28 protein-coding genes and 3 pseudogenes are annotated in these 26,191 nt (G+C 69.4%); 6 read left to right on the top strand and 25 right to left on the bottom strand.

The annotated features are described in order from the left end of the window. Nucleotides 1-818: 818 nt before the first annotated feature. A complete protein-coding gene (locus AOK09_RS28200; protein WP_055590072.1) occupies nt 819-1,784 on the bottom strand; it encodes an AraC family transcriptional regulator in 966 nt (321 codons plus the stop codon). Between the two features lie 82 nt (nt 1,785-1,866). Between AOK09_RS28200 and AOK09_RS28195 the strand changes: the two genes are divergently transcribed. Next, the gene (locus tag AOK09_RS28195; protein WP_055590069.1) at nt 1,867-2,703 is read left to right on the top strand and encodes an NmrA family NAD(P)-binding protein; all 837 of its coding nucleotides are present in this window, start codon (nt 1,867-1,869) and stop codon (nt 2,701-2,703) included. A 261-nt stretch (nt 2,704-2,964) separates the two neighbouring features. Here the strand turns inward: AOK09_RS28195 and AOK09_RS28190 are convergent, their stop codons facing one another. After that, complete coding sequence (locus tag AOK09_RS28190; protein ID WP_245687510.1) at nt 2,965-3,342, bottom strand: winged helix-turn-helix transcriptional regulator; 378 nt, start codon at nt 3,340-3,342, stop codon at nt 2,965-2,967. 76 nt (nt 3,343-3,418) lie between these two features. Between AOK09_RS28190 and AOK09_RS28185 the strand changes: the two genes are divergently transcribed. After that, nucleotides 3,419-4,180, top strand: coding sequence for a group II truncated hemoglobin (locus tag AOK09_RS28185; RefSeq protein ID WP_055590068.1), 762 nt, complete (start codon nt 3,419-3,421; stop codon nt 4,178-4,180). Between the two features lie 113 nt (nt 4,181-4,293). Here AOK09_RS28185 and AOK09_RS28180 read toward each other — a convergent pair whose 3' ends face one another. Together AOK09_RS28180 and AOK09_RS28175 are read right to left on the bottom strand one after the other, a co-directional pair. Continuing rightward, nucleotides 4,294-4,959, bottom strand: a complete 666-nt coding sequence (locus tag AOK09_RS28180; protein ID WP_063796095.1) for an HAD family hydrolase — start codon at nt 4,957-4,959, stop codon at nt 4,294-4,296. A 569-nt stretch (nt 4,960-5,528) separates the two neighbouring features. Beyond that, nucleotides 5,529-6,053, bottom strand: a complete 525-nt coding sequence (locus tag AOK09_RS28175; protein ID WP_055590070.1) for a GNAT family N-acetyltransferase — start codon at nt 6,051-6,053, stop codon at nt 5,529-5,531. Nucleotides 6,054-6,387: 334 nt separating this feature from the next. Between AOK09_RS28175 and AOK09_RS39500 the strand changes: the two are divergent. Continuing rightward, a pseudogene (locus AOK09_RS39500) lies at nt 6,388-6,578 on the top strand (IS256 family transposase); the annotation flags it as partial. 83 nt (nt 6,579-6,661) lie between these two features. Here AOK09_RS39500 and AOK09_RS28165 read toward each other — a convergent pair. Beyond that, nucleotides 6,662-7,405: an SAM-dependent methyltransferase gene (locus AOK09_RS28165; protein ID WP_055590066.1), complete on the bottom strand. Its 744-nt coding sequence runs from the start codon at nt 7,403-7,405 to the stop codon at nt 6,662-6,664. A 521-nt stretch (nt 7,406-7,926) separates the two neighbouring features. Further along, entirely contained in the window at nt 7,927-8,550 is a 624-nt protein-coding gene (locus AOK09_RS28160; RefSeq protein WP_055590065.1) for a histidine phosphatase family protein, read from the bottom strand. A 182-nt stretch (nt 8,551-8,732) separates the two neighbouring features. On the opposite strand from AOK09_RS28160, the gene AOK09_RS28155 reads away from it, so the two are divergent. Continuing rightward, nucleotides 8,733-9,674, top strand: a complete 942-nt coding sequence (locus tag AOK09_RS28155) for a hypothetical protein (RefSeq protein ID WP_055590064.1) — start codon at nt 8,733-8,735, stop codon at nt 9,672-9,674. A 235-nt stretch (nt 9,675-9,909) separates the two neighbouring features. Here AOK09_RS28155 and AOK09_RS28150 read toward each other — a convergent pair whose 3' ends face one another. The 19 genes and pseudogenes from AOK09_RS28150 to AOK09_RS28065 form a co-directional block, all read right to left on the bottom strand. Then, nucleotides 9,910-10,533: a hypothetical protein gene (locus AOK09_RS28150; RefSeq protein WP_407675445.1), complete on the bottom strand. Its 624-nt coding sequence runs from the start codon at nt 10,531-10,533 to the stop codon at nt 9,910-9,912. Between the two features lie 730 nt (nt 10,534-11,263). Beyond that, on the bottom strand, nt 11,264-11,734 hold the full coding sequence (locus AOK09_RS28145) for a DUF5959 family protein (protein ID WP_055590063.1): 471 nt from the start codon (nt 11,732-11,734) through the stop codon (nt 11,264-11,266). Between the two features lie 681 nt (nt 11,735-12,415). Then, on the bottom strand, nt 12,416-13,234 hold the full coding sequence (locus tag AOK09_RS28135; RefSeq protein ID WP_055590061.1) for an ExeA family protein: 819 nt from the start codon (nt 13,232-13,234) through the stop codon (nt 12,416-12,418). Next, complete coding sequence (locus AOK09_RS28130; protein WP_055590060.1) at nt 13,231-13,494, bottom strand: hypothetical protein; 264 nt, start codon at nt 13,492-13,494, stop codon at nt 13,231-13,233. Before AOK09_RS28130 ends, AOK09_RS28135 begins: the two co-directional genes overlap by 4 nt. After that, entirely contained in the window at nt 13,491-14,855 is a 1,365-nt protein-coding gene (locus AOK09_RS28125; RefSeq protein ID WP_055590059.1) for a DDE-type integrase/transposase/recombinase, read from the bottom strand. Before AOK09_RS28125 ends, AOK09_RS28130 begins: the two co-directional genes overlap by 4 nt. 242 nt (nt 14,856-15,097) lie before the next feature. Continuing rightward, nucleotides 15,098-15,673 carry a GNAT family N-acetyltransferase gene (locus tag AOK09_RS28120; RefSeq protein ID WP_055590058.1) on the bottom strand — a complete coding sequence of 192 codons (576 nt, stop codon included), beginning with the start codon at nt 15,671-15,673 and terminating at the stop codon, nt 15,098-15,100. A gap of 126 nt (nt 15,674-15,799) precedes the next feature. Then, nucleotides 15,800-16,381, bottom strand: a complete 582-nt coding sequence (locus AOK09_RS39495) for a DUF6431 domain-containing protein (RefSeq protein ID WP_055590057.1) — start codon at nt 16,379-16,381, stop codon at nt 15,800-15,802. Between the two features lie 297 nt (nt 16,382-16,678). Then, a pseudogene (locus AOK09_RS42560) lies at nt 16,679-17,413 on the bottom strand (ISKra4 family transposase); the annotation flags it as partial. Beyond that, nucleotides 17,320-17,679, bottom strand: a complete 360-nt coding sequence (locus AOK09_RS28110; protein WP_157876061.1) for a hypothetical protein — start codon at nt 17,677-17,679, stop codon at nt 17,320-17,322. The gene AOK09_RS28110 and the pseudogene AOK09_RS42560, both read right to left, overlap by 94 nt. A 327-nt stretch (nt 17,680-18,006) precedes the next feature. After that, a complete protein-coding gene (locus AOK09_RS28105; protein WP_055590055.1) occupies nt 18,007-18,822 on the bottom strand; it encodes a hypothetical protein in 816 nt (271 codons plus the stop codon). A gap of 388 nt (nt 18,823-19,210) precedes the next feature. Continuing rightward, nucleotides 19,211-19,867, bottom strand: a complete 657-nt coding sequence (locus AOK09_RS28100) for a class I SAM-dependent methyltransferase (RefSeq protein WP_055590054.1) — start codon at nt 19,865-19,867, stop codon at nt 19,211-19,213. 537 nt (nt 19,868-20,404) lie between these two features. After that, nucleotides 20,405-20,593 (bottom strand): annotated as a pseudogene (locus AOK09_RS39490) (IS1380 family transposase); the annotation flags it as partial. A gap of 53 nt (nt 20,594-20,646) precedes the next feature. Next, the gene (locus tag AOK09_RS28095; RefSeq protein WP_055590053.1) at nt 20,647-21,249 is read right to left on the bottom strand and encodes a DUF4328 domain-containing protein; all 603 of its coding nucleotides are present in this window, start codon (nt 21,247-21,249) and stop codon (nt 20,647-20,649) included. 230 nt (nt 21,250-21,479) lie between these two features. Then, nucleotides 21,480-22,070 carry a hypothetical protein gene (locus AOK09_RS28090; RefSeq protein ID WP_055590052.1) on the bottom strand — a complete coding sequence of 197 codons (591 nt, stop codon included), beginning with the start codon at nt 22,068-22,070 and terminating at the stop codon, nt 21,480-21,482. After that, nucleotides 22,067-22,606, bottom strand: a complete 540-nt coding sequence (locus AOK09_RS28085; RefSeq protein ID WP_055590051.1) for a DUF6286 domain-containing protein — start codon at nt 22,604-22,606, stop codon at nt 22,067-22,069. The genes AOK09_RS28090 and AOK09_RS28085 overlap by 4 nt, the downstream gene beginning before the upstream one ends. Beyond that, complete coding sequence (locus AOK09_RS28080; protein WP_055590050.1) at nt 22,603-23,010, bottom strand: Asp23/Gls24 family envelope stress response protein; 408 nt, start codon at nt 23,008-23,010, stop codon at nt 22,603-22,605. Before AOK09_RS28080 ends, AOK09_RS28085 begins: the two co-directional genes overlap by 4 nt. Continuing rightward, on the bottom strand, nt 23,007-23,210 hold the full coding sequence (locus tag AOK09_RS28075; RefSeq protein ID WP_055590049.1) for a hypothetical protein: 204 nt from the start codon (nt 23,208-23,210) through the stop codon (nt 23,007-23,009). Before AOK09_RS28075 ends, AOK09_RS28080 begins: the two co-directional genes overlap by 4 nt. A 24-nt stretch (nt 23,211-23,234) precedes the next feature. Further along, nucleotides 23,235-23,612 (bottom strand): hypothetical protein, encoded by a 378-nt coding sequence (locus AOK09_RS28070; RefSeq protein WP_055590048.1) that lies wholly within the window; start codon nt 23,610-23,612, stop codon nt 23,235-23,237. After that, a complete protein-coding gene (locus AOK09_RS28065; RefSeq protein ID WP_055590047.1) occupies nt 23,609-24,091 on the bottom strand; it encodes an Asp23/Gls24 family envelope stress response protein in 483 nt (160 codons plus the stop codon). Before AOK09_RS28065 ends, AOK09_RS28070 begins: the two co-directional genes overlap by 4 nt. Nucleotides 24,092-24,339: 248 nt before the next feature. Here AOK09_RS28065 and AOK09_RS28060 point away from each other — a divergent pair, with 248 nt between their 5' ends. Continuing rightward, the gene (locus AOK09_RS28060; protein ID WP_055590046.1) at nt 24,340-24,720 is read left to right on the top strand and encodes a hypothetical protein; all 381 of its coding nucleotides are present in this window, start codon (nt 24,340-24,342) and stop codon (nt 24,718-24,720) included. A 384-nt stretch (nt 24,721-25,104) separates the two neighbouring features. Continuing rightward, nucleotides 25,105-26,191 (top strand): tyrosine-type recombinase/integrase (locus AOK09_RS28055; RefSeq protein ID WP_055590045.1); only part of this gene is annotated, 1,087 nt, incomplete at its 3' end.

Here is a 26,191-nt window from a genome sequence, read left to right as displayed (position 1 = left end):
ACACCGCCGCAGAAGGCCCCGACCGTTCGGCCGGGGCCTTCTGCGGCGGTGTTCGGAGGACCGTCCTACCGGTTCTCGGCTTCGGTCTTGAGCTGGTGCAGCCAGTCGGTGAGGGACTCTTCGAGGGCCTGCCGTGCAGCGGAGCGTTGACCACGAGGTCCTTGCGGGTGATCACCGGTGCGGTCTGCTCGGGGTGGACGCCGCCACACGTCAGCGACCGGCTGTAGGGGGCCTGCCCGAGTGGCGGTGGTGCAGGTGGTCGTTCGAGTGGCCGAAGTCCAGACCGGGGGCGGCGAGGACGAGAACGCCGGTCCGGGCGGCGAGCGGGACGGCGCCGGAAAGCGCGCATGACGTGTTCCTTCGTGTCAGACCGAGATGGGGCACCCGGAGGGCCGGGTGGTAGCGAGTAGCGGCTACTGCTCATCGCGGCGCGCGGCGGAACAGCCGTTGTCAGCCCCTATGGGAATTCGAGTCCAATCCGAGTACCCCCTCGCGTCCGCCCCTGCTGTGCCACCCTGTCCGCACCTTGACATCCCGTACCAGGGGGCGGAGTGAATCGAGCAGTGGAGCCGCTGGAGGCCGTCGGCCTACTCGCACCGCTGGCCCGCCCGCAACCGCACACTCCGCACAGTGCCGTGGGCCCGCATACCGCGGCCGCTGCGGCGACGGTCTGCTGGCGCGCGGGGACGTGGCCGGTGGGGTCAGCAAGGCACTGAGTCATGTGGCGGATCTCCGGCGCAGTCAGGCCGACGGGGTCGGTGCTTCGGGCGGGCGCGTTGGGTGTGTTGCACTGGCCGGTGACGCGCCGGCTCGTGCGATCACCCGTCTTGAACTGACCGGCCATCCCGACCGCACTTCCGCCGCCACTCCGACGGGCTGACTTCGCGTGCTCGTTTGAATGCCACACTGAACGCGAACGAGTCTGTGTACCCCACCTCGCGCGCCACTGCTGCGACGGTTTCGTCCGTGTCGCGTAGCAGGTCTGCTGCCAGGGCCATTCGCCAGTTGGTGAGGTATGTGAGCGGGGGCTCGCCGACCACGCCGGTGAAGCGCGCAGCGAAGGCGGCCCGGGACTGACCGACCCGCGCGGCCAGTTCGGCGACCGTCCACCGGTGCGCCGGGTCCTTGTGCAGCAGGCGCAAAGCGTCGCCCACGGCGGGGCTGGACAACGCGCCGTACCAGGAGGGAATTTCGGCCTGCGGTCGGGCGCACCAGGCGCGCAGCGCCAGCACCAGTACAAGGTCCAGCAACCGGTTCAGGACGGCATCCTGGCCGGGCTCCTCGTGGGCCACCTCGGCGGCGAGCAGGTCCAGCGCCGCCCGGGTGCGCGGCCCGGCGGGGACGACGGCCAGCGGTGGGAGCATGTCCAGCAGGCGCTCGCCCACGTCGCCTCGGAGTTCGTAGGCACCCCTCAGCAGGGTGGTGGCGCCGGGCAGTCCGTCGCCGTAGGTGCGGGGTGCCAAGTTCTGCCGGGCCGCCGTCCCGCTGTCGATGACATGCTTCACTCCGCCGCGGATCACCACCTGCGGCGGGGTGTCCGGGGCGTCGGCGATCGTGTACCGGTTGGTGCCGCTGATGAGGGCGATGTCCCCGGCGGCCAACCGTAACGGCGCGGCCTGCGGGTCGTCGTCAAGCCGGGCTGACGCGTGGCCACCAAGGGTGGCCACGACTGTGAGCGGAGGGGCGTCGGCGAAGGTCATCGACCACGGTGGCCGCTGGATCAGCTGCCGGATCTGCACGTTCTGGGCGCGGGCCCGGTGCAGCAGATCGCTCAGGACGTCCATGTCGACCACGCTAGACGATCACAAAGGGATTGGCGACGGTGTCCCATGGATCGTCTGCCTCGACCGGGGTTGTCTGGAGGGCATGAAGAACATCCTCATCCTCGGCGGTACCGGCACGACCGGCCGCCGCATCGCCCGCCGCCTGACGGCCGAGGGCCGAGCGGTCCGTACGGCGTCCCGCACTGGTGGCGACGTCCACTTCGATCTGGACGACCCGGCGACCTGGGCAGCCGCCCTCGATGGCGCCGTCGCCGTCTACCTCGTGGAGCCCAACCTGCAGCTTGGCGCGGACCGGCAAGCGCGCATCCCCCGCTTGGTGGCCGACGCCGTCGCCGCGGGCGCGCGCCGGCTGGTGCTGCTCTCCGCCCACGGCGTCGGCCGGGCCGACGACAGCCACCCGCTCAAGGCCGCCGAACAGGCCGTCCGCAGCTCCGGCGTGGACTGGACCGTCCTGCAACCCGACTGGTTCGCGCAGAACTTCAGCGAGTCCTTCTGGCTGCCGGGGGTCTTGTCCGGAGCCCTCGCGCTGCCCACCGGTGACGGGCGCACTCCGTTCGTCGACGCCGAGGACATCGCCGAGGTCGCCGCCGCAGCGCTGACCGACGAGCGCCACAGCGGAGAGACCTACCAGCTGACCGGTCCGCGGGCGATCGGCTTCAGCGAGGCGGCTGACCTGATCTCTGCCGCCGCCGGGCGGACGGTTCGTCACATCGACATCAGGCCCGACGTGCTTGTGGACCGTATGGTCACCGAAGGTGTGCCCGTCGACGTCGCTGGACTACTCACCGGCCTGCTCGTTGACATCCGTGACGGCCGGGGAGCGTGCGTCTCCGACGGCGTGGAGCGGGCGCTCGGCCGGCCGCCCAGGTCGTTCGAGGACTTCGCTGTCGAGGCTGCCGCCGCAGGGCGGTGGAGCTGACTCGACGGGCCACCCCTGATCTCAGTCAGGCCGTTCGCGTGGGTGACTGAGGAGCGTGTCTCAGTAATCGGCAGCCGGTGTAGCGGGGGCTGGTCAGGTCGGGCGGCGGTCGAGTGGCCGACCCTCTGGGGAGCGTCTGGCAGGCGGCTACACGCACGGGCCGCTGGGCGTCCAGGGGACGGGCACCAGAGACGTCTCCCGGCAGCCTGTGTGCCGTGGATCGGCAGGAACTGGGCTGCAGTGTCCACAGCCTGGCCTTGCTCACCGTCCACCGCCGCCCGCCGCCTCCGCGACCGGTGCAATCCGAGCCCCCGTACGCCGAGCCCGCTGCTCCCCCCAGGCGTGGAGCGCCTCCAGGATCGGAATCAAACTCTCGCCCTCCGGGGTGAGGCGGTACTCGACGGACGGGGGATTGCCGCCGTCGGAGTGGCGAGAGATCAGGCCGCTGACCTCCAGGCCCCGCAGTCGCTGGACCAGGACCTTCTCGCTGACTGCCGGTATCCGGCGGCGCAGGGCGCCGTAGCGGTGGACACCCTCCTTCAGGTGGGCGAGCACGATGGTGGCCCACTTGCCGCCGATCACGCTCAAGGTCAACTCGACGGCGCAGTTGTACTGCTGCTGATCCATCAGGTCAGACATCGTCCGTTCCCCGTCCAGGTGCTTACCGCAAAGTCAGTTCTTGTTCAGTACCCCGAGTTGAGGTTGAGTCCTGACCATGATTGTTGAATACATCCGCTACCGGATCGACGAGCCGCGGCGTGCCGCCTTCGAGGAGGCGTACGCCCGGGCTGCCGGGCCGCTCGGCAGGGCCGAGCAGTGCGTGGACTTCGAGCTCAGCCGGTGCACCGAGGAACCCGGTGATTACGTCCTGCGGATCCGGTGGACCTCTGCCGAGGACCATCTGGACGGGTTCCGCAAGGGCGAGCAGTTCGGTGCGTTCTTCGCCGAGATCAAGCCGTACGTCGCGGACATCCAGGAGATGCGCCACTATGAGCCCACCCCGGTGGCCGGGCCGGGTGGCGCCAACCCGCCCCTCTACGAGTGGGCTGGCGGCGGCAGGGCGCTGGAACGGCTTTTCGCCCGGTTCTACGAGCATGTGGACGCAGACCCGCTGCTCGCCCCGATCTTCGCGGACAAGCACCCTGACCACGCCAAGCGCGTCGCAGCCTGGTTCGGCGAGGTCTTCGGCGGACCGCGGGTCTACAGCACCGAGCAGGGCGGCCACCGTCACATGGCCGGGCAGCACCTCGGCCGCGGCATCGACGAGCGGCAGCGCCGGCGCTGGGTAGCACTGCTGCTGGACACCGCCGACGAGGTCGGCCTGCCCGACGACCCGGAGTTCCGCGCCGTCCTCGCTTACTACTTGGAATGGGGCACCCGTATGGCGGTGCTCTACGCCGGACCCAAGCCGCCGCCGGTGACGGAGGCGCCGATGCCGCGCTGGGACTGGGGGATCACGCCGCCGTACCGGGGTTGAGCTGCGGGCCGGCGGGGGATCGTGTGGGCACCCGAGCGCTTCGTATCGCATCGCCGCCACCAGGTACGGCAAGCTTTGCCATCCGCCGTGCGGCCATCTGGCAGTCACTGCAGTCAACGCTTGGCTGTGACGGGGCTGACAGTGTGGCTGCCAGGCGGCGCCAGCAAGTCGACCAGGTCGTGCGGACGTACGGCGACCAGGTGAGACCCGGCCCGGACACCGGCGCGTGCGCCCCATTCCGCATGCACGCCCTGCGACCCCGCCGCGCGGGCGCAGCCGAGGTCAACTTCGGCGTCGCCCACGTATGCGGTTGCCTCGGCCGGAACTCCGAACCGCCGCTGCGCCAGCAACAGCCCATCGGGTGCCGGCTTGGGCCGCTCCACCTCATCGCCGCCGACGAGCACCTCGAACCGCATGTCGATTCCGGCGGCAGCGAGCATTCTCGTAGCCGCACGCCGTGTGGCCGCTGTGAACACGCCGAGCCGCAGGCCCGCTTCGGTGAGGGCGTCGAGCAGGGCCGGGATGCCGGGGAAAGGGCGCACCTCGGCGATGGCCCGGTCGAGGTGCGCGTGGAAGCGTTCGAGCTCGGCGGAGCCGCATGCGCGGCCGAGAAAGTGCGTCAGAACCAGCTCCGTGTGGCCGACATGCCAGGAGGCGACCACCTCATCCGGCGTAACCGGCGGGCCGCCGAGCGATTGAATCGCGTCGGCGTATGCCCGGGACACCGCGGGGACACTGTCCAGGAGTGTCCCATCCATATCGAAGACAACTGCACGCATGGCCACGATCCTGACCGCTGGTCCCGTTCGACGCCAGGCCAATCAAGGTCTACATCACTGCCGACATGCCCTACTACGACCGGCCGCCGCCGCTACCTCCGCCTGGCCCCCGTGGAACCCGGCGCACACCCGACGCGACGCCGTTTCGGCTTCTCGGCCTGGTGGGGGCAGGCCAGCCGTAGGTCCAGCCGCTGTCGGGGGTGAGGTCGGTGCCGTAGCGGCGCAGGCCGACTGGGCGCCCGGCCGCACCCTGCGGGAGTACGGCTCGGTCGCCGAGGTGGAGGTCCCCTCGATGGCCCCTTGAGCTGGGCGTAGGCCTTCTCGTAGAGGGCGACCCAGCTGCCCCCTTCACGCCGCCGCGAGGTTAACGCGGCCCGCGTCGTGCTGTGGCTCGTCCTGGTCATCAGCGCCGGCGTGCTGGCGCCAGCGCCCGATTCGCGGCCGGCGTAGGGCGGCCTGGCCATGCTCGACCCCAGCCCAGGCAGGCCACCGGCCAAAGATCGCGCCAACGCCCGCCCGGCCCTGGGACCACCCGGCGGTCTTGATGGGGTGTCTCGGCGGGCGCCTGATCAAGACACCGGAACCCAGTAACGGCGCTTGTCACCGACCCTGTCGATGAATTGGCCGCCGTTCGCTTCGATCACGCGCTGGGAGGCGGTGTTTGTCTCGGCGCAGGTCAACAAGGCCCGCATGAGGCCCAGCGAGCGGGCGATCGGCAAGGCGGCGGCGAGCATCGCGGTCGCGTGTCCCTGGCGGCGTGCGCTGGGCCGGACGTCGTAACCGATATGGCCGCCGGACTTCTCCAGAGGCGGAGTCAGCCGGTGGCGGATGGCCAGCCTGCCCAGCATTTGGTCACCCTCGGCCCACCACAGCGTCGTCATCGGCACAAACCAGTTCGCTCGCCTGGCTGATTCGTCCCGCTCGCTGAGCACGCGCGTCACGTAAGCGGCGAAGGCCGCAGTGTCAGTCAAGGCTGCAGGATCAACGTCGTCGACAAACCATGGAGTGGGGTAGTCGCGATCTTCGTGGAACTCGTTCACCGCCGCCAGGAACGACGCCTGCAAACGGATGGTCGGATCGATCAGCTTGGCCACCTCGTCATTATGAACTGACAGCAACACCGGCAGACAGTGACGGACCACGGTGCACTGCCAGGCTGGCATCCCAGACGGTCACCTCATGGAGAGTTCCTCGGACCTGGTGGCGTGACTCCTCAGGTCGTGTGCGACGCTCCGGGCGTCACCACGACAGCGAGGAAAGAACATGCTGGTCACGCTGACTGGCGGTGCCGGGGCGGGAATGACCACACTGGCTACCGCGCCGGCGGCTACGACGCCCCAGGGCCCAGCGCAGGTGCTCTACGGTGACGACTACTACTTCCGCACTCCTGAGCAAGGGGTGTGGGCATCCGATGAATCCGGAGTGTCGCGGTTGGACGTCGGCGTCACCAAGGGCGCCGGCAGCCGCGCCGCCGCCCTCGCCATGGTCTTCAGCTCCTCGAGTCCGCCCAGACCCGCTGGCGCGCGGTGAACTCGCCCCACCTCGTCGCTCTGGTCCGCGCCGGGGCCCGCTTCGAACGCGGCCACCTCGTCGAACGCCCCGAGGCGCACGCAGCCTGAGGACCACAGTCGCACCACCAGCCCGCATGCCCGGGCCGCGTAGCGCTGTGATCTGTCGGGGACGGGTCCGCATCAGGGCTGGTTCAGGGGCAGCCGGGTGTCTGGCGCAGGATCAGGGAGACGAAGCCCCAGGTGTCACGGTAGATGCGCAGCCATTCGGAGCGGCGGGTGGTGGCTGTCGTGAGCACGTGCGAGCTGTCCGGATCGGCAGGATGGTCGAGGGCCCATGAGGCCAGTGACCCCCAGCAGGCCCATTCGTAGTCGTCCAGCTCACGGCGTGTGCTGACGTGCCCATCGACAGGGGTCCACCCGTCGGCGACGACGCGGTCCACGGTGGTCGCCAGGTCGGTGAAGTCCCCGAGCATCTCGATGGCCTCCTCGGAAGGCGCGCGGTCCCAGAACCCCTCACCTATAAGGATGCGGCCACCAGGAGCCAGGTGCTTGCGTGCCGCCGCGAGGGTGGGGAGCAGACCACCGAAGGCATGCGTGGCCCCGACGCTGAGCACCAGGTCGAACGACTGCGAGGATACGAAGTCTTCGGCCTTCTGGTGGTGGAGGACGAGGCGCTCTTGGACGCCGAGGTCGATCGCTGCCTGGCGGGCCTGCGTCAGAGCGTCCTCGGAGATGTCTACACCCTCAGCGTGCAGGTGCGGGCGCGTGGCCAGGGCACGCAGGAGCCATTCCCCGCCGCCGCAACCAAGGTCGAGCACGTGCTCGTTGCCACGCGGGATGCCGCGTTCCAGCAGCCGGCGCACCGAGTCGTCCTCGAGCGGAGACTTTATCGGGTGATCGGCATGGGCGATCCTGGAGATCTGTTCACGCTTCACCGGCGCAGCCTGTCAACTACAGAGGTCGCGCGCACCTTGTTTTCGTCCGCGGTCTGGAGCCCTCCGCGGCAACCGCCGATCCACAGGTCTTGACAATTACTCGACGATGGCGTCCGCCCGCCACAGGCGCACCGACACGGTCGGGAGGTCGTCTTCCATGCCCCCATGATGCCGGGCCGACCACGCCGCTAGACCGAACCGCGCCAGCCGAGGGGGTCAATGCTGCGGAACTGGACGGGGGTCAGTTCTGCGAGAGCGTTGACACCTGGCGCCCGATGAGTTCCCCGCGCCGACTGCGGGCCACCTACACCCGCTACGACGGCGTGATGCACATGCTCGCTGCCCTCGACCTGACCACCGGCAAGATCTACTACCGCACCCGCAAGCGCAAGCGGTGGCGCGAGTTCCTCGGCCTACTCAAAGCCCTGCGCTCCCGCTGGCCCGGCGAGAAGTTGTACGTGGTGATGGACCCGGGACCGAGTACCCGGCCAGGGCCGCGTGGCAAACCACGATTGATGTGCTCAGATGTGCAGTTCGGACGGGAAACCGGTCCAGCGCAGCTCGACAGGCAGATGCCGCATGTCGTTGTAGAAGAGGACGGAGGACGGCCGACCGGGCGCGTATCGGATAACCGTCAGGGCGGCGTTGCAGTGATTGAGGCCGAGCCAGCGCCACTTCGGCGCGTCCAGGGCATGCCGGACGAGCCAGCCGACTAGGAAGTTATGGGTGACAAGCAGTTCGTGCCGGGTCTCGTGGCTGTCCACCGGCCCGGTGAACCGCTCCAGTGCCTGGCGGGCCAGCTCCGGGCCGCGCTCACGCTCCTCGGCCGTGAACTGGTCGACGAAGCGGAGCAGGAAGTCAGCGGAGTCCGCCGGTAGTTCGTCCCTTTCCGGCAGGTCGGGGACGTAGTCCCCTGCAGCTTCCGAGACCTGCAGAGGGATGCCGTTCAGCTGTTCCCCGATCAGGCGCGCGGTCTGCGCCGCCCGGGGCAGTGGGCCGTGGTGAACAGCCGAGAAGGGGACACTACGCAGTCGTTGGCCGAGCAGTACTGCCTGACGGCGGCCCTTCTCCGTCAGCCCGCTCTCGTCCGGCAAGGCCTCGCCGTGGCGGACGAGATAGAGGTAGCGGGTGGACGTTCCTGTCACTCCAAACTCCTTCGTGGCCACTAACGATCTTGTGTGTCGTCCTGAGATGGACGCTGTCCCCTCCAATCCCGGTTCCTGGCAGTCACGGTCAGCACGTCGTTCCAGATCTCCGGGACAGCCCGGCCGACGGCGGCCCAGACGATAACCTGATCAACCAGCTGTGCGGAGCCACTAGGAGTAGCGTGCCGCCTGCCTACGTCCACCGGATCACGAAGTACGACCCCAACGACCGTGACGAACACGGGAGCTACCAGGGCGCGGAGGAGGCGGTCAGCGACCACGGGCCGGTCGAGGCCGCGTACCTGGAGGCGATCGCCGCGTTCGCGAAAACTGCGGGCATTGACCGGCTGGAGATCCGTGAGCCATCCGTTACCGGGCTCGTCCACTTCGGTGCCCAGCCGGCGGTCGAGGGGCACGGCCTCGGCGGGCTCTTCCCGGCTGACCTCGCCGGTTACCACGACGGGGCCGAGGTCTCCCTGGCGGTGGCCCTGGAGCTGGTCCGTGTCATGCTCCGTGAGCAGGGTGCCTGGTGCAGGCTGGAGGCGGGAGACGTTTTCGCCGTGCACGTCGGGTGGGACCAGTACGTGTACGTGGGCAGCGACCAGCCCTGCGTAGACGCCGTGGCCCATACGCGGGCACTCGGCCTCTTCGCGGAACCGATGGCGGCCTCCCCCTACGCTGCGGAACCAGAGGTGACAAAGGGCGCCGACGAAGGCTTCTGGACGTCGGTACGCACCGAGCTGGCAGCACGACAAGGCCTGCTCCTGGAGGAGACCCCCATCGTCAACGCCTCACGCTGGCACCGCCTCACCACCGAAAACCTCAACGCGGTGCGCGCCGGCCTCGGCCCGCGAGCCCTGCTGACCGTCTGGCCCGACCTGCAACCCGACGTCGGCGCAGTCCTGACCGCACTGCCATCCGAATGGCACATCGCGTTCGTCTGGGAGGCGACCGATGGAACGATCAGAGACGTGGTCGTCGATGAGACCGAATACCAGGAGCTCGCCGCCCTGGCGGCCGACGCGCGAGCGGCCTGTGCCCTGTCCCTCTATGCCGACGAATGCACTCCACTGATCCAAGCTGTTCTACCCGACAGCGACGGCGTGCTACGCGCACGATGGTGACCGGTCGCCGGGCGCATCGTGAACGTCAACCTCGGCGGCGGCCGGGCCCGCGGCCTCGACGTAGAACTGAACGACGCCGCCTGGATGGACATCGAGCTGGAGAACCACCCTCCAGCCTCCCCATGCCGTGACCGCTCGTTGAGCCAAGGCACGAGTGTTGTCACCAAGGCAGGCGAGCTGTCACCAGGGCCACCGGGGGCGAGTGCTGGGCAGAGGTCCGGGCCGCGGTGCAGTCTCAGCTGTCCACCCCGGCTTCCCACCTGAGCCGGCGCAGCACGTAGTCGCTGAAAAGGTGTCGGCTCTGGTCGAGCAGCTCACCGACCTCCGCGTTGCCGCGCTGCCCGTCCGGCGACGGGCGCCAGCGCTGCACTGACTGCGCGGCCCAGGTGCGCAGCTTCATATCCGGATCCTGGAACAGGCCGACCGCCGCCCTCAGCGCCACGATGCCGCCGTGCGCGTCGAGTAGCCGGAAGGCGCCGACGCGGACGTGCCGCGGCCGCTCGGAACTGGTGCGCTCCAACAGCCAGTCGGCGGGCAGTTCCTTGGCCGAGGGCAGCAGGGCGGCGACGGTCTCGCGGACGACCCCGGCGGCAGGGTCGTCGAGGAACGGCCCCAACTGCTTCGCATCCGCGCAGTCGAGCGCCCGCAACCCCGCCACCGCTCGCGCCCGCACCCCGGCCGCCGGGTGCACGAGCAGCGGCCGCAACAGCCCGGCGTCCGCACGCTTCCCGCACTCGGCCAGCCCGATGACCGCGCCGGGCGGCAACTCGGAGTCGTCCGACGCCGTGCACCGCTCCCGGTACCAGGCCGCCGGGTCGCCACCCTGCTGGCGTACGACATACCGTGCACAAGCACGCACGAGCGCCGAACTCCACAGTTGCACCCGGTGATCGTAGGGTCGGGGTTCGCGCAGGGCATGCGAAATATGGCCCGTGATCGCCGAGGGTCGCCGTTGGGAACCGTGCCCACCAGAAGCCGAATGCGGTGACATCGGCGCACTGCGGGCGAGAGGCTTGGCCTGGACACCGCCGCCCTCTCGGACTCGCAGCAGGTCGGCCCCTGGTCCCTTACCGCCGGGAAGCGGGCTGCACAACCCCATGCAGTCCACGCCAGGGCCTGCCAGGCCCATGCCCACTCGACACCGAGCCGAGCGAGTTGGGCGAGTTGATCGGAGGAGAGCTTCGTTCTCCGGGCCTTCCGGTTGTTGATCCACACGCCCAACGTCACCGGCATGACCACTGTCTCCTCCTTGCCGCCCGCCGTGCTCTGCATGGCCGTCAGTGGATCCTTGTGGGCTCGGGAACTCGCGATTTGAACATCGCCTGGCTTTGGGTGGAGTTCACACCGCAACTCGACCCCTGGGAGACAGCTGACGTTCGCCTGGCTCCCCCGCAGCCCGAGCAGTGGCGGCACCTGAAGTCCGGTGACGATCACCATGCACGAAGTGTCGCCGGCCTTGCTGAGATCACCGGGGTTCTGGCGCTTCGGGGCTGAGCCAGTTGGACAGCCCAGGTGCGGGGGCGACGATCGGATGGCGGTTACTGATCTTGAAATTGTGATGTCGGCTTGGCAGGGCCGGCAGGTACTCCTCAGGCCTGGTGGGTTGGACGCCATTCGTAGGTCATGGGGGCTGTCTCCACGACCTCGCTGGGCCAGGTCCGCCGGACCTGTGCCACTCGGTGGCGATGCTCGTCCATCCAGTTCTCCGGCGGCCGGATCCACAGCATTGCGCTGAGACTGTCGGGGTCGTGAATCGTTACGGCCAGAGAACGGTCCTCCTGCATGTGGAGTGCAAGACTCAGCCCACGATCTCCGCCGATGCTCGCGTCGGCGCCGGGAGCGAGGCCGCTCAGCTCCTGCTCCCAGGCATCGAGGTCCCGCTGGAGGAGGTAGAGCTCCAGGCGGGCATCGACGAAGCTCGCATGGGCCAGGACCTCCGCTCGGAGGACGTCGTGCCCGGTCAGCCCCCCGGGCTGGAAGCGTCCGGTGATGCGTACGATGCATCGATCACCCTCCGCGTCCTCCAAGTGGATCAGTTCCAGCGCGTCCGGTTCGGTCACCGCAGGCCTCGCTCTCTCGTTCTGGTCTGGCGTGCATCGTGCCTCATCGCTGTCCGGGATCCCGCAGTCCCGGGCCAGAGGGCTCCCTCTGGGCAGGTCGGACGGGTGCTTGAGGGGCGGAGGGCCGCCGTGTTCGGTCTTGCCCTCGGGATGCCAGGATGCGGGGGTGAACCGTAGAGACCCTGTTGAGAGCCTGTCTGAACTTGGCGACCTGCTGGAGTCGTTGTCGAGCAGGCCCGTTGTCGCCGTGCGATCCGGTCAATTGCCGGATGGGGCTGACCCTGGGCATGGGCTGGCTGTCCTCGCAGGGCAGGTGCACGAGCTCGTCGCTGAGATCCACTCACTCTGGGAGCGATACGTCCCCAGCGGGGTCGCCCTTCCGAGCGTTTCGGAGATTGAGGCTCGCCTGGAACCGCTCAGTTTCGATGCAGCCATCGATGTGATGACCGCACTCGCGGCCGACGACTTCGTGTGGTCCAATCGTGTGCTCATGAACCGTGAGATCGCGCACAACACTGTGACGCGCATCGTGAAGTGTCTCGGACCTGGTGCGACCTGGTGTTGCCCGACGTTGAACCTGCCCATGGTGGCGACGTTGTGGCCGCCGACGGGTGGGCGTGTTGAGGCCCCGCTGGCTGGGTGCAGGGCGGGGCCGTGATGGGGATGGTGTCGTGGGGATGGTCAGTCTGTCGCGAGGTATTCGTTGACAGCGATGCGGGCAGAGGCTTCGTCGACGAGGGACTTCTCGGCAGTGAAGGCGGCGATCAGGGACTGCAGGGCGAGGTTGTTGACAGCGCGGGGCAGGCCGCGGCCGGTGGTGTGGATCATGTGGATGGCGTCGTCGGTGAACAGGGCGTCGGTGCGTCCGGCGAGCTTGGTGTGGTGCTTGACGTAGCTGTCGGTCTCCTCCAGGTCCATCGGGAGCATCTGGCAGCGGACCGCGATGCGTTGGTCGAGGGCGGCCAGGACGCCGAGCTTCATCTTCTTCCGCAGGGTCGGCTGGCCGATCATGAGGACCGCGAACGGGGTGGTGGAGTCCATCTCGCAGTTGGTGATCATGCGGACGGCGTCGAGTTCCTCGTGTGCGAGCAGGTGCGATTCGTCCAGCACGATCACGGGGACACGGCCGCGCTCGGCAACCTCGGCGGCGAGGGCGTCGTTGGCCTGGGCCATCAGGGAGGCGGTGCGGTAACTGGGAGAGCCACCGAGGGTGGCAACGATGGCTTCGTAGAGGCCGCGCATGCCGATGGCGGGGTTGGGGATGTAGATCGGCGTGTAGCGGGCGGCGTCCAGGCCTGCGATCGCGGCCCGCAGGGCGACGGTCTTGCCGGCGCCGACCTCACCGGTCACCACGCCGAGCGCGTGGTTGGTGATGCACCAGGTAATCCGGGCGACGGCCTCGTTGTGGGAGGCATGCTTGTGCAGCATGCCCGGGGCCAGCGACGCCCGGCCGAACGGCGGGCGTTCGAGTCCGTAGAACGCTTGGACGCGGTCGATCATCGCGCGTTCCCTTCCAGGTGGGCGAGCATGTCCTCGACGGTCCGGGTGGCGCGCTCGGCCCGGTCGTGGAAGGCCAGCGCGAGGGTCACCGCCCGGTTGGCCAGCGGCGGCCAGGGCTGGCGAAGGTTGCCCAAATCGGTGCAGGTCAGCCTGCGGGCCAGGCGAAGGGCCCGGTCCAGCAGCGCGAGCGCCTCGTGTTCGGCCAACTCCGCTGCGTGGAGGGCTTCTTGGGCGGGCGGGTAGTCGTCGATGGAGGTCACAACCGGTCCGCCTCCCGGTCCGCGTCGGGCATCAACGACGCGTAGTTCAGCCCGGTGGCCAGGGCCTGGCCGTGGGCCTGGTCGACGAGTTTGAGGTAGTCGATGCCGGTGTCGGGGCGGGGCTGGACCGGCAGTTCCGGCCTGGCCTTGGGGTGGGAGTGGCGGTCGAGGCGAAACGCGACGGCCTTGCCCATGGTCCGTCCGCGGTGGCGGACCTCGATGTCGGTCAGGTCGAAGGGGTCAAATACCAGCTCGACCTTGAGTTGCGCAAGCGCCGGGTCGACCTGGTAGGTGTTGCCGTGCAGGGAGACGGTCGCGGTTTTGGTGACGGTGCGGACCTCGGACCACAAGAACGCCTCGTGCAGTTGAGCCGTGGACGGCAACGGCAGAGGGTTCGGGATCCCGGCGAGCCAGCGCTCGATCGGGGCCTGCTTGGTCTCGGAGTGGACGCTGCGGTGGTAGACCGTCTCGACCCAGGCCGTGAACAGGCGGTTCAACTCGCCCAGACCGTCGATCCGTTCGCAGGTGGCCTCGTCGAACTCGACCAGGAACTGGTCCCGCACTGTCCGAAACAGCCGCTCGATCTTCCCCCTGCCCTCGGGGCGGTGCGGGGTGGAATGGACCAGCTTGATGCCGAGCGTCGCGCAGGCCCGCAGCAGCCAGGTGTCCACGAACGCGGAGCCGTTGTCCACGTAGACGCTCTTCGGGACGCCGCGGGACGCGAGGGCCGGCCGCAGGGCCGCGGCCAGGCGGACGGTGTCCTCGGCGAACCCGAACCGATGGCCGACCATCGCCCGGCTCTGGTCGTCGACGAAGGCGAACAAGTAGGTCTTGCGGCCGCCGATCCTCGGCCCGTGCAGCGCGTCGCCGGTCCACAGGTCGTTGGGACGGCGGGCTTCGAACCGGCCGAAGACCTCCCCGCCCGGCGCGGGCAGGTTCAGGCCCCGCTCGGCGAAGTGCCGCTGCAGCGTCCGCTCGGTCGGCGCCCAGCCCGCACTCTCCCGCAGGATCCGCCGGACCTGGGCCGCGGTCCGCTCCGGCTTCTCCTTCTTCAGCGCGACGGCCAGCGCCAGCGTCTCGGGCGGCGTCCGCGGGACGCACCGCCGCGGCGTCGGAGCGAGCGCGGCGAAGCCGCCCTGCCTCCAGGCCCGCACCCACCGGTCCAGCGTCCATCGGGTCACGGTCACCTGCCGCCCGAACGGGTCGGTGTGCTCGGCCTCGGCGATCTGCCGACACAGCCTGCCGCGCTGGCCAGCCGAAAGTTGCGGATCGATCAACTCCTGGATCAGCGAATACCGGAACAGGGCCACCTGCCGGGACTTCTCCGCCCGGCGGCGGTCCTCCTCCTCGATGGACACCATGCGGCCTCCACGCTCCCCTCTGGGTCACGACCACCCGGTGACAGGCAGTCACGATCCAGCGTCTGCGCCAACACGGTGCGCGGCCAGAGGCGACTGGTGTTGATCAACGCCCGGCGGACGGGCCCGGACCATGCCCCGCCCGCCGCCCCTGCCGCGGCCGGGGCGGCGCGACATCACGCCCATGGACGCCCACCGTCCCGCGGCCGGCTCCGGGCGGCTGCGGGACGGCGGGCAAGCCGGACTCAGACCGCCATGGAGAAGCGACGGCAGACGTGGACCCGGGCGAACTCGCCCCGCAGCCGCTCTTCGTCGGCGAGTTTGGCGTGCAGGAACAGCGCGACAGGCCGCAGGCCGGGCCGGGGAGCCTCGACCGCGCGGCCGGGTTCACCGGACGAGGTGTAGTAGTTGGCGTAGACGTGCAGATAGTGGTCGCTCTCGGCGAAGCCCATCGCCCGATACCAGGCCAGGGTGTCCGCGTCGTCGCGCGTCCAGGCATCCAGCGTGGAAGCCCCGGCGGCCCGGGCCCGCGAGCGGGTCTCCTCCAGCAGCCGACGGCCGATGCCGCGGTGCTGGTGGTCGGGGTGGACCGCGACGGTGTCGATAGTAGCCAGGTCACCCTCGACGCTGGTGTCTATGATCCCGACGAGGCGGTCATGCTCGTCGACCGCGACCAGGTCCAGGCCCGGGGCCGACGTGCTGGGCCTGGCGCGCAGAACGTCGTCGAAATAGGCGGTGTTCAAGAAGGCCGGCACCCGGCAGTGCAGCCAAGCGGTCTCATCGGCGGGCGTGTACTCGCGGACGGTGTAGTTCACGGTCATGATCCTCTGCAGGCGTGATGGTGTGCGGACGGTGACTGCAGAGGCGAGAGATCACGCCGCAGATCCTGGCCGACCCTGCGGACGGTCGGCAAGCGAGTTTCCCGTTCCCGTGGGCCCGGTGCCGCGCTACCCGGGGTCGGCCGCTGGTGCCAGCAGGGCGCCGCAGCTGACCCGACATGCGAAACGCCAGGTCAACAGTCCCTGCTGACCCCATCGGCGCCGGGCCGCCTCCGCCGCCGCGACAACCGCCACCACCGCGTCCGCCATCCCTGACCCGGCAGGTGACGGCGGCACCGGATCATCGGCCAAGGCCACCATCACCGTCGTGAACAGCGACCGGACCGTCTCCGCGCGCGTGCCCAGACGCCGTACCCAGCCGCGGACCGTGTCCGCGGGACGCCCCAGTTCGGCGGCAATCCGGCGGTGCCCCCAGCCGCCGGCGGCTATCTCCAGTCCCGCGCCGACCACCTCCGCCGCATCCGCCCGACGCGGCAGCACCGCCTCAGGAAGCAGCACATGGGTCGTCGCGCAGGCAGGACACCGCGCACGGCGCGGCCTCAACGGCAGCACCGCACCGAACCGGTCCCGAATCCTGCGAGGCCGCGCATGCCCCCAGCCCGCCAACGGCCGGGCGTACCCCGGACAGGCCAACTGGCCCTGGCTGAGCAGGAGTTCCACCCCAACCGGGTCCATGTCCATGATGAGCACCCGGCAGCCTCCATCCCCGTCGCCGTGTGCACCATGTCGTCGCCCACGAACCGCAAGAAGGCTGCCCCGATCTCCACCAACTCATGTGCACCGTGAATGTCGCGAACCCACCCCTACGTCGTCATCCAACGTGTCGTCCAACACGCGGTGGACCAACCGGGAGGGCGACTCCTGGGATCCCGTGACCGCCTGCACGTGCGATGGCGTGATAGCTGGCAGCAATAGTGAGCTCTTCGCAATTCTGCTCCAGGTTGGCGAGGACTGAGCCGAAGATCGAGGTCGCCCTCGACGCGTGGGTCGTTCTTGGTCGGCTTGGGCGGTCATCTCGGCAGCGGTGCGGGCCGTGTGGCCCGCGAGGATCGAGGTCAGGCGGTTGGCAGCCCAGGTTTTGGCCTCGGTGGTGAGGGCTTGTGAAGTGGGTGAGCGGCGGCCCAGACCTACTCGGCGACGTGGACGAGTCCAGCAGGACGTGAGGCGGGATGCCGCGTTGGCGAGTCTCAGGGTCAATCAACTCGAGCTGGTGGCGGGCGCCGTCACCAGGATGATCTCGGCCTGGTCGAAGGCATCCGCGATGACGTGCTCGGGCGAGCGGACCAGGGGTCGGTGCACCAATTATTGCCAGCTCTCGGCCCAGGGCGGGCGGGGCGTTCTCCGCTGCGGACGCCTGGCGGATGGATCACGTCGGGCGTCCGGGAGCCGGGCGCGCGTCGAAGGCGCAGGCCACGGTGGCTATCTGCTTCGATTCGCCTTCTCACCCGGCGCAAGCCGGGCGCGGTGGCCGGTGGCGGCTTTCTCGGCAGCTCGGTAGTTGGCCTCGCAGTGCCTCGGGACGCATGACCACGCCCTTGCCATTCACCTGGACCACCAATGGAATGCCCCGCTGCACGGCACTGGCATCCGAGCGCGGGAGAAGGCGTTGATGTCTACTTCCGCCGCGATCACGAGCTCCTCCGACCTGCGCTTGCCGAGCACGTTCCCGCAGTGGCGTTCGATCGCATCGTGGGACTGGTCGAAAGAGTCGCGGACGGCTTCTGCCAGATCCGCTCCACCAACCGCCTGAGCTTCGACACGGTGCTCTCGATGTTCCCGGCCTTGGTGGGCAGCCCGATCCTCGGCACGACCTGCTTGCCGTCGAGTACGGAGGCGAGATCCTCAAGGATCCCGACGAACCCCTCGGTCGGGACATCCACCACGAAGACCTTGCCCACATGGTCTGGATGCCTGACCAGGTGTTCCTCGCGCCGGAATTGAAGAGTGAGCACCGAGCGGTCTGCGTCGCGGAAGAGATGAGCGGTCACGCTGTCGGTGGTGGGTCCCCAGCTCAAGACCCTGAATTGGCAGCGGAACCGGTACTCCTCTTCGGTCTCGTCGTCAGCGCCGGCACGGTGCATGAGACGCCGGTGTCCGCGATCACTCGCAAGCAAGCGACGTCATGCGCTTCCCTTCAAAGGAGCCGAACCCATTCCAATCTCGGGGTAGCGCCTGGTGGGTGAGGTGACTGCCCCGGCTGCGGCGGTTGAAGACGTCTGTCCGGTCGGGTTGGCGGCGGATCTGTCGGATGACCGGCGGATCGGGCACTTGGGGTTGACCGGGCTCGGGGCCGCGGCAGCCGGATCACGTTGCTGTCAGCGGATGCGGCCGCCTTCCGTGACGAGCCATTCGCCGGTTTCCCAGTCGGATGGACCGTTCTCGATCCGGTAGCAGAGGTCGAATCGGATATCCAGATCTGGCCAGGGGCTGAGGACTGGCACGACGCGGAAAATCTCCGCAAGTTCCGGGAAGGTCATCCCGTCGGGTTCAGGAAACAGTTGCTCCAGGTCTGTGCGGGTGAGGTCGGTCCAGAGGGCGAACTGCCACTGCGTCTGCGTCAACCACTGGTCGTAAACCAGCTCGAACCTGGGCTCGCGGCCGACGACGAAGTCATGGATGTCGTCGATGAGCTCATCCGATGTCGACGGAAGGACGAACGGCCAGTCCTCGCCGGTGGGATAGCGGTACATGGTGGACGCCGAGGCGAGCGCGGTGGTGAGGTCGCTCCAGTGCTCGGGCGAAGTGGCACAGGCGGGCACGTTCACGCCCGTGTGATCGACGCGCTTGACGTGCCCGGCAATGCGGCGGGTCAGTTCTGCCATCTCGATCCGGGCCGGCAGGGTCCGCTTCTCGTGCGGGTCAGTGCCACCCCACGCGCCGATGGAGTGGCCTGTGCCGAGGACGATCTCAGGCGCGCGAACGCCGGCGAGCTCAAAAACCGTCACGGGACGGGCACCGGAGGGCTGCGGCGGGGCGAGGGTCAGGCGGTCACCCACCCCGTTCGCCCTGCTCGCGCCCTCGGTGAAGTCGGCGTATGCCACCTCGGCGAACAGCGTGCGCAGTTCGTCAAGGAAACCACGCGATTCGGGTGCGTCGGGAAGGAGGAACGTGATCTCGGAGAGGCGATCCATGCGCCAGACCGTAGTCGAATTCGTATGGATCCCGGGGGCGATCAGCCTGCCTTGCCTGGCGGAGACGAGCGCCGCTGGAAGTCAGCGACTCTGGCGCTGAGTAGGACCACGCACCGTTGCCCATGGCAGTGCCGTTCACACCGGCGCTGAGCTGCGTGAAGTCGTCGCCACTCGCCTGGCGCCGCCCGGTTGCCCCCAGAGAGGGCGGCTGACCGGCGTAGACGAAATGGCTCTCTCCTTGTCGGCCTGACGTCGCTCACGTGGCGGAGACTTTGCATCAGGTGGGGCGGAGAACCGCTCGACGATCTACCTCTTCAGTTGCACGACGTAGCCGCGCATGTCGTCGCGGCGCCTGACGATGGCGAGCCGCCATACGTCTTGGCTGAGCTCAGCGGTTGTGCCACACGAGCGTGTAGCGCCAGAACAGTCGGCGCCGCAGTCGTGCGCCAGGGAGGAGGCCTGCGGCTTCCCGGGCGATCTGGTGGATGGTCATGACCGCAGAGCGCGTTGGGGCCGTCATGGAAACCGGTCGTGTCGTGGGCCGGCCCCTGTTCTTCAGCCAGCCCACGGCAGCGTTTAGGGGGATGGACGTGACGTCGAACAGATAGTCCATACGGGTTTGCGGGCGGGACAGCCCCACGATCACCAGGGTCCCTCCGGGTGCCAGAAGCTGGCAGAAGCGGGTGAGTGCCTCGGTGAACGGCAGGTGGTGGATCGTCGCCACGCATGTGATGACGTCGTAGAGGCCAGCGGGAATCTCGGTCATGGCATCCGCGACCGTGAAGGTCGCAGGAGTGTCAGCTGGCGTCAACCGTTGAGCCTGGGCGGTGATCGCCGGCTCGCGATCGACTCCGAGCACCTTGTTGGCACGGGTTGCCAGGAGTCTCGCGAGGTCGCCGGAGCCGGAGCCGATATCCAGAGCGCGGTCAAAGCGCTTGGGTAGCTGGCGCAGGATCCAGCGGTGGAAATGGGCGTTGTGGTCCCAGGGGTAGGTGGCGTTGAACCGCTCAAGAGCCCGAAGGACACGAGGCGACAAGATCATCATGCGGCCAGTCCATCAGGTTTTCACGTGCCCGGACACCCCTAGCGAGATGTCTCACTCCGCGCGCACCCTGGTGATCGCTGACTGCCCACGCGAGTGGCTGAGCATAATTTGGGCTCTGCAGCGCCAGTGGTGGCCTGTACCGCGGCCGTGCCAGCGGCGGACGAGCCCTGATGGCGCTGAGGGACGACGACATCGATCCTCGCGGTCCGCACGCTTGTGGTCACCCTCGTGAAGTGCTCAGGGTCGTGGTGCCGACCGTGAGCTAGGGGCTTCGACCGCCACTTCGTCCACTCTCCCGGGCGTGCATCGGGCCGGGGGTTGTAGCGCCTGTCCTGCGGCTGTGATCACTCAATCGGTTGATCCACTGCCGTGCACGCCCCGGCCTCGATCTTGCGTGACGGTCCACCGGGTGTTTCGGCGGCCCATTTCGGCTTGTCGGGGGGCAGGCTGGTAGCCCGGCTGTCGCGTCGGATGGGCGCCGGGTTCTACTACCCTGGATGGGTGAGAGGTTCGTCGGGATAGGGGCGTTGTCGCTGGTCAGCCGGGTTTTGTTAGGGCTTGCATACGGTCGAACGCGGTGGTGATCAGGTGGGTCCAGGGCCGGTGCCGGCCGAGGCGGAGGTAGTGGCGGCCGGCCGTGGCGAGCTGACCGGCGGCGGAGAATAGCCGTAGCCGGAGCCGCATCGGTTGCCAACGGCGGGCTTCGCCGGTCAGGGCGAGCAGGGGCGAGCGTGCAGCAAATCACGTCGCCGTGGGGGGAGACATTCGGGGGAACCGCCTCACGCCTGAGCGAGAGGTGTGACGGGAACGGTGGCACCGAGGGCGGCGCTCTGCAGTGCCGTGATGCGCTCGATGACAAGCCCCACCAGCACGGCCGCCGCGATCATGAGCGCCTCCGCCACCACCAGGAAGACCATCGACCCCGGGGCCACCCGGCCCGCCACCGCGAGCACCAGCGCGTGCGTGATCCAGGCGACCCACCACAGATTCACCAGTGCTGTGTCTCGCTTCTCCTCCCACGACGCGGAGCTCGCGCGCCCGATGTCGAGGACGACCTGACGAGGGACAACGAAGTTGACCACCGGTGTGAACCACGCGCCGATCGTCCAACCCCGGCCCGGGACCGAGGCACTGGGGGACAACTCTTGAGCGGTGCGCCGTGACCGGGCGAGCCACACGAGGAACAGCAGGATCGCGAGAGTCATCAGATAGACGAAGATCACGGAGATGAAGCCCGACCTGTCCAGGGATGCATCCGTGTGGTGCAGGTAGTGATTCCGGACTGCCGCCGCGCGGAACGCGTCCGCTACGGCGGCCGCCGCTATTGCCGCCTGCGCGGAGCGGGCAAGGACCCGGGGAACTTTGCGGGCGGTACTCGTCATCGTCTTTGGCCTGTCTCGGAGGCGTGTGTGGCCGCAGCGGACGCTAGGGCGGAGTGATCGTAGGGTCTGATCGCTGCACGCGCATACGGCCTTTGGGCCCTGGGCCGCAGGATTGGCACGGGTGAGCAGGTCCTTGTCACTGATATCCCCGACGGCAGATCTCTTAGGCACCCGGTCCGGACGACCCGGGTGGGGTGCGAGCGCGTCGGTGGCTCGGCCCAGTCGGCCGCTCAGCGCAGTCGGTGGTCGACGCGACGGCGGTCGCGGCGGCCCGCGGCGTGGAAGCTGATCCGGGCGGGGAGTTGCTCCTGGTCGAGGACTTCCCGGAGGTGGTCCATGGCCTGCCGCTCCACCCGGGCCCGAACCCGCGGGAGATCGGCGCCGGGAGCCAGGCGGACGCGCAGAGCCAGCCGCGGATAGCGGGCGCTGTGGACGAGGTGGGCCCGGGCCCGCTGCACCCCCTCATAGGACTCGATCTCGGTCTCCAGGGCGTGGGTGACCGCGGGAGCGCTCAGCCGGGTGGCCCCCTGCCGCCGGTCGGCTTCGAGGGAGAGCGCCCGCACACCGTCGGGACGCAGTTGCGCCAGCGCCCAGGCGACGGCGGCCACGGCCACCAGCGCGGCGACGAGACCGACCAGGGGCCAGAGCCAGAGCGAGGCCGCCGCGTAGTGCCGCTCGTACGGGACCAGCAGTGCCGTGTCCGGAGCTGCTGAGCTGAAGACCCCGGCGCCGTGGAGGACCGCGAGCAGTCCTCCGGCGAGCAGCGCCGCCCCGATCAGCCCCAGGGCGATGCGGTTGGTGCGTCCCAGGTGCCTGGTCACGGCACACCCCTTGTACTGCGCACTTTCACGGTTGTCCGGTAGGCGTGTGCGGTGCGCAGTTCGGTGAGTTGGTCCTCAAGCGCGCAGCCGATGTGCTCCCGGAGTGTCTCGCGGTCCCCCATGGGAGTGGTGACCCTGCACTTGACGCGGTGGCCGCGGATCCTGACGCGGTGCGCGTCCACGCCTTCGACCTGTCCGGCGGTATCGGCCAGGATGCGCCGCAGACTGCGCCGTGTGGTGCTGACGTCGATCTGCTCGTCGCCGCTGCGCAGTCGGATCCGGTGATGCCGGCCGCGGGACAGGGCCGCCCACAGCAGAAGCAGCCCGATCAGGGCGACGGCGGCAGCCACTGCCATGATCGCGGGATCGCCCCAGCGGCTGTCCTCGAGGTGGCCGGTGATGGCCCGCTGCGGCCAGAAGACCGGTGCGTGCCCGGTGCCGACAGCGACGACGTCGACGGCCAGGCCCGCTGCGGCCACGGCCAGGGCGAGGGCGAGGATCGCGCAGAAGACGCGACGCAGGATGCCGGTGGTCATCGCACCACCCTCCGGGTGGGCCGGGGCGTCGGGGGAAGCCCGACGATGTCGATGTCGACGTGGTCCACGCGCAGGCCGGTGAGCTGCTGCACCCGGTCGACGATGTGCACGCGCAGCCGCCGGGCCGTGCCGCGGGCCGAGGCCGGCCAGTCCAGGGAGACCCTGACGGTCAGCCCGGTGACCTGCCCGTCGACCCAGGCATTCACCTGGGCGGGCTGCTGCAGCCGGTCACGGCCGAGGGGGACGCCGAGGACGCGGGTCGCCGACCCGCTGACCCGCTCGGCGTCCTGGACGGCCAGCGCGGCGATCTTCTCCACCACCCGCTCGGCGATGACGGTGCGGCCCGGTCCGCCGGTCGGGGGAGTTCTCCGCTCGGCGGCGACGGCGCTGGCGGAGGCGCTCATGTCCTCGTCCGGGAGCGGCGAGAGCCGGCGCGGTAGGCGTCACGTGACGCCTGCAGGTCGAATCCGCCCTCGATGATCCAGCCGACGACCAGGCCGGCCACCCCCACCACCAGAACCACGATGAACGCGACAAAACCCCCGAACGCGCCTGCGAAGCCGAGGGCTACACCGAAGCCCAGTCCGAGAGCGGTAGGAGACACAGCACACCTCACAGAGGGAAGGGTTCACGGGATGGATGGGACTTTCGGAGGCTCGCCGATGTCGAGGTCCTCGATGACCACATCCACCAGGGCGTCCGGTGCGACGGTCCGCACAGCGTCCCGAACCTGTCCGGCGATCTCCGCCACGGTGCGGCCGTAGTGGCCGACCACATGAATACGCACTGTTCCGCCGTCGATCTCCACCCCGAGGACACGCTTTCCGGGCAGATAGACGGCGGAAGCTCCGAAGGGCCCGGCAGAGAGCCGGCTGACCGCGGGGCAGCCCACGGCGGCGGCGGCAACGGCCGACGCGTCCGGCTGCCGGGCCGGTACGGGGGGAGCGTCCGCGAGCGCCACCGACGCCGCGTCGCGACGCTGCGGGTGCGGGTGCGGCTGCGTCACTGTACTCGCGACCCGGCTGAGGACTGCGAGTCTCCGTCCCCCGAGTCGGGCAGGTGGATGTCGTCAACGGCGATGTTCACCTCGACCACTTCCAGTCCGGTCATGCCCTCGATCGCCTGCGTGATGTTGCGGCGTATCCCGGCGGCCAGGTCGGCGATGGAGACGCCGTACTCGCAGACGATGTCCACGTCAACCGCGGCCTGGGTCTCGCCGACCTCCACCGCGACGCCCTGGGTGACGCTCGGTCCCCGGGACCCCGGGATGCGTTCGCGGACCGCGCCGATCGCCCGCGGGCCGCCGGTGCCCAGGTCGTACACGCCCGACACCTCGCGGGCGGCGATTCCAGCGATCTTCTGGACCACGGCGTCGGCGACGGTGGTCCGGCCGCGCTCCGTGACCAGCCCCCCGCGGCTCCCCGAGGCGGAGGTCCGGTTCCCCTGGGCTCCGCCACCTGTTGCTTCTGCGGACACTGTGCTCATCAGCTCACACCTTTCGCGGCAATTAGCACGCTCTATTCCAGATGTACCCAAAGGAGCGCTCTCAAGCCTCCCGCCCTCGAACGGGTGTCCAGATGTCCGGTGCGCTCGTATCCGCCGGTCTGGCAGGGCGGCGGACATCCCTGCGTGAGAGCGCTCAGCGGTTCGGGGCACCGGTCGGAACAGGACAGAGAGGTTCGTGGCGTCGTCCCGCGTCCCGTTCCGCACTCCGCTGCGCCGCCCTCGGCAGTGTGGCAACCCCAGTCGCGGCCGGACTCCGACCCGTACCCGGCTGTGCCGGCGGCCCGGCGTGGATCGCCGGAGCCATCCGTCTCGGCGACGGCTCCATCGGCGGTGCGACGGACAAGCCGAACGCGCCGGCCCGGTGCATCCAGCACACCACCGAGTCCCCGGCCGGCGGGAAGTACCTGGAGTCGGTGGGCTCGTACCTCATCAAGGTGGCGTCCGAGCCGCAGCTCATCTACTGCCCCGCCACCGACCGCATCGGGCAGTTCGGTCCGCTGGACCAGTCGAGCCGGGCGCTGAAGAGTGGCCCGGACAGCTACCGGACCAACCGCATCGGCTCGCGATGCGTCCAGATCGAGGTCCTCGGCTACGCTGCGAAACCCTGAACCACCGGCTGGGACCCGAGCAAGAAGCTCGGCTGGGGCAAGATCATGGCCGCGGTCCGCGCGTACGGCGTCGCCGACGCCTTCCCCGCCGGCATCCCCCAACGGCGCGGGCGGCCGCTCGGCTGTCCGTGTGGGAGTCCAAGGGCGGGCACTACCCCCACCGGAACGTCCCCTACCAGGACCACACCGAGTGCGGCGCCGTTGACACCAAGAAGGTGCTGTGGAAGGCCGCGACGCCCACCCCGGCCAAGCCCACCCCGGCGATGCCGACGAAGCAGCCAGGTGACCGCGGAACCCTCGGCACCTGGCCCGGGTCCCCGCCGGTCCTGTACGGCCACAACAGCCGCCCACGATCGCCCCTGAGGACGAGGAGGGCTGACCGCGGTGAGCGCCGAACTCGTCCCCCGGGGCAGCGCCGAGCTGGCGACCGGTCCGCGCCGTGACCCGACCGCTGACTGGCCCGACGAAGCGCGGGCCTTCTCCGAGGAGCTCGCCGCGCACTTCCCGGCGGGCGACCCCTTCCCCGGTCTGGGCGGTGCGTGGATCGCCCGGCAGAAGACGGCGAACACCCGCAAGACCTACATCCGGCAGTTCCGGGTGTGGGAGGAGTACGCCCGGCACGCCGGCGCGCACCCGCTCACGGCCCGCTTCTCCCTGGCCGAGGCCTTCGCCCGATACCTGGAGACCGCACCGACGCTGCGCCCGGTCAAGGGCGGCTGCCGCGGCGAGATGGCCCCCACCGGGGAGCCGCGGCCCGATGCTGCCCGCGCCAACGTCCTGTCGGCCTGCTACTCCTTCCACACCTACGCAGTTCGCGCGGCAACGGAGATGCGGCTGCAGGAGCGGGGGCTCGACGTCGACGCCGACCCGTTCGCGCTCGTGCCCCGCCCGGACATCGACCCGGACCACTCCGAGACCGAGGGCCTGACCGAGGAGGAGATGGCCCGGCTCCTGGCCGCGGCCCGCACCGACTCTCCCCGCGCGAATGCGCTGCTGGCCTCCATGTACTTCATGGCGATGCGCGTGGACTCCGCCCTCGGGGCCCAGGTCGAGGACCTCGGCTACGACGCCGGGCACCGGACGCTGAGCGTGCGGCTGAAGGGCGGGCGCCGAAAGAAGAAGGCGGTGCCGCCGCAGGCCGCCGCCGCGATCGACCGATGCCTGGCCGGGCGGACCACGGGACCGCTGTTCGCCACCCGCACCCGCCGGCCGCTCGACGAGTCGTACGTACGGAAGCTCATCCGGCGCCTGGCGCTGAAGGCCGGCCTGCCGCAGGCCAGCACGATCCACCCGCACGTGATGAAGCACAACGCGGTCACCCACGCACTCGCCCAGCCGAAGGCGAAGCTCCACGTCGTCCAGGACTTCGCCGATCACAAGGACCCGCGGACCACCCGTCGGTACGACCGGCGCCGCGGCAACCTCGCCGGCAGCCCCGGGTACGCACTGGGCTCCGCCATGGCGGAGCTAC

Source organism: Peterkaempfera griseoplana (assembly GCF_001418575.1).
GTDB lineage: Bacteria > Actinomycetota > Actinomycetes > Streptomycetales > Streptomycetaceae > Peterkaempfera > Peterkaempfera griseoplana.
The sequence above is the reverse complement of the archived record's forward strand: the minus strand, read 5'-3'. Positions and strand labels throughout refer to the sequence as shown.

Excerpts from the sequence above, each read along its gene's own strand:
- AOK09_RS28200 (WP_055590072.1), bottom strand. The coding sequence starts at position 1,784 with ATGGACGTCCTGAGCGATCTGCTGCACCGGGCCCGCGCCCAGAACGTG.
- AOK09_RS28195 (WP_055590069.1), top strand. The coding sequence starts at position 1,867 with ATGAAGAACATCCTCATCCTCGGCGGTACCGGCACGACCGGCCGCCGC.
- AOK09_RS28190 (WP_245687510.1), bottom strand. The coding sequence starts at position 3,342 with ATGTCTGACCTGATGGATCAGCAGCAGTACAACTGCGCCGTCGAGTTG.
- AOK09_RS28185 (WP_055590068.1), top strand. The coding sequence starts at position 3,419 with ATGATTGTTGAATACATCCGCTACCGGATCGACGAGCCGCGGCGTGCC.
- AOK09_RS28180 (WP_063796095.1), bottom strand. The coding sequence starts at position 4,959 with ATGCGTGCAGTTGTCTTCGATATGGATGGGACACTCCTGGACAGTGTC.
- AOK09_RS28135 (WP_055590061.1), bottom strand. The coding sequence starts at position 13,234 with ATGATCGACCGCGTCCAAGCGTTCTACGGACTCGAACGCCCGCCGTTC.
- AOK09_RS28125 (WP_055590059.1), bottom strand. The coding sequence starts at position 14,855 with ATGGTGTCCATCGAGGAGGAGGACCGCCGCCGGGCGGAGAAGTCCCGG.
- AOK09_RS28120 (WP_055590058.1), bottom strand. The coding sequence starts at position 15,673 with ATGACCGTGAACTACACCGTCCGCGAGTACACGCCCGCCGATGAGACC.
- AOK09_RS28105 (WP_055590055.1), bottom strand. The coding sequence starts at position 18,822 with ATGGATCGCCTCTCCGAGATCACGTTCCTCCTTCCCGACGCACCCGAA.
- AOK09_RS28100 (WP_055590054.1), bottom strand. The coding sequence starts at position 19,867 with ATGATGATCTTGTCGCCTCGTGTCCTTCGGGCTCTTGAGCGGTTCAAC.
- AOK09_RS28095 (WP_055590053.1), bottom strand. The coding sequence starts at position 21,249 with ATGACGAGTACCGCCCGCAAAGTTCCCCGGGTCCTTGCCCGCTCCGCG.
- AOK09_RS28085 (WP_055590051.1), bottom strand. The coding sequence starts at position 22,606 with ATGACCACCGGCATCCTGCGTCGCGTCTTCTGCGCGATCCTCGCCCTC.
- AOK09_RS28080 (WP_055590050.1), bottom strand. The coding sequence starts at position 23,010 with ATGAGCGCCTCCGCCAGCGCCGTCGCCGCCGAGCGGAGAACTCCCCCG.
- AOK09_RS28065 (WP_055590047.1), bottom strand. The coding sequence starts at position 24,091 with ATGAGCACAGTGTCCGCAGAAGCAACAGGTGGCGGAGCCCAGGGGAAC.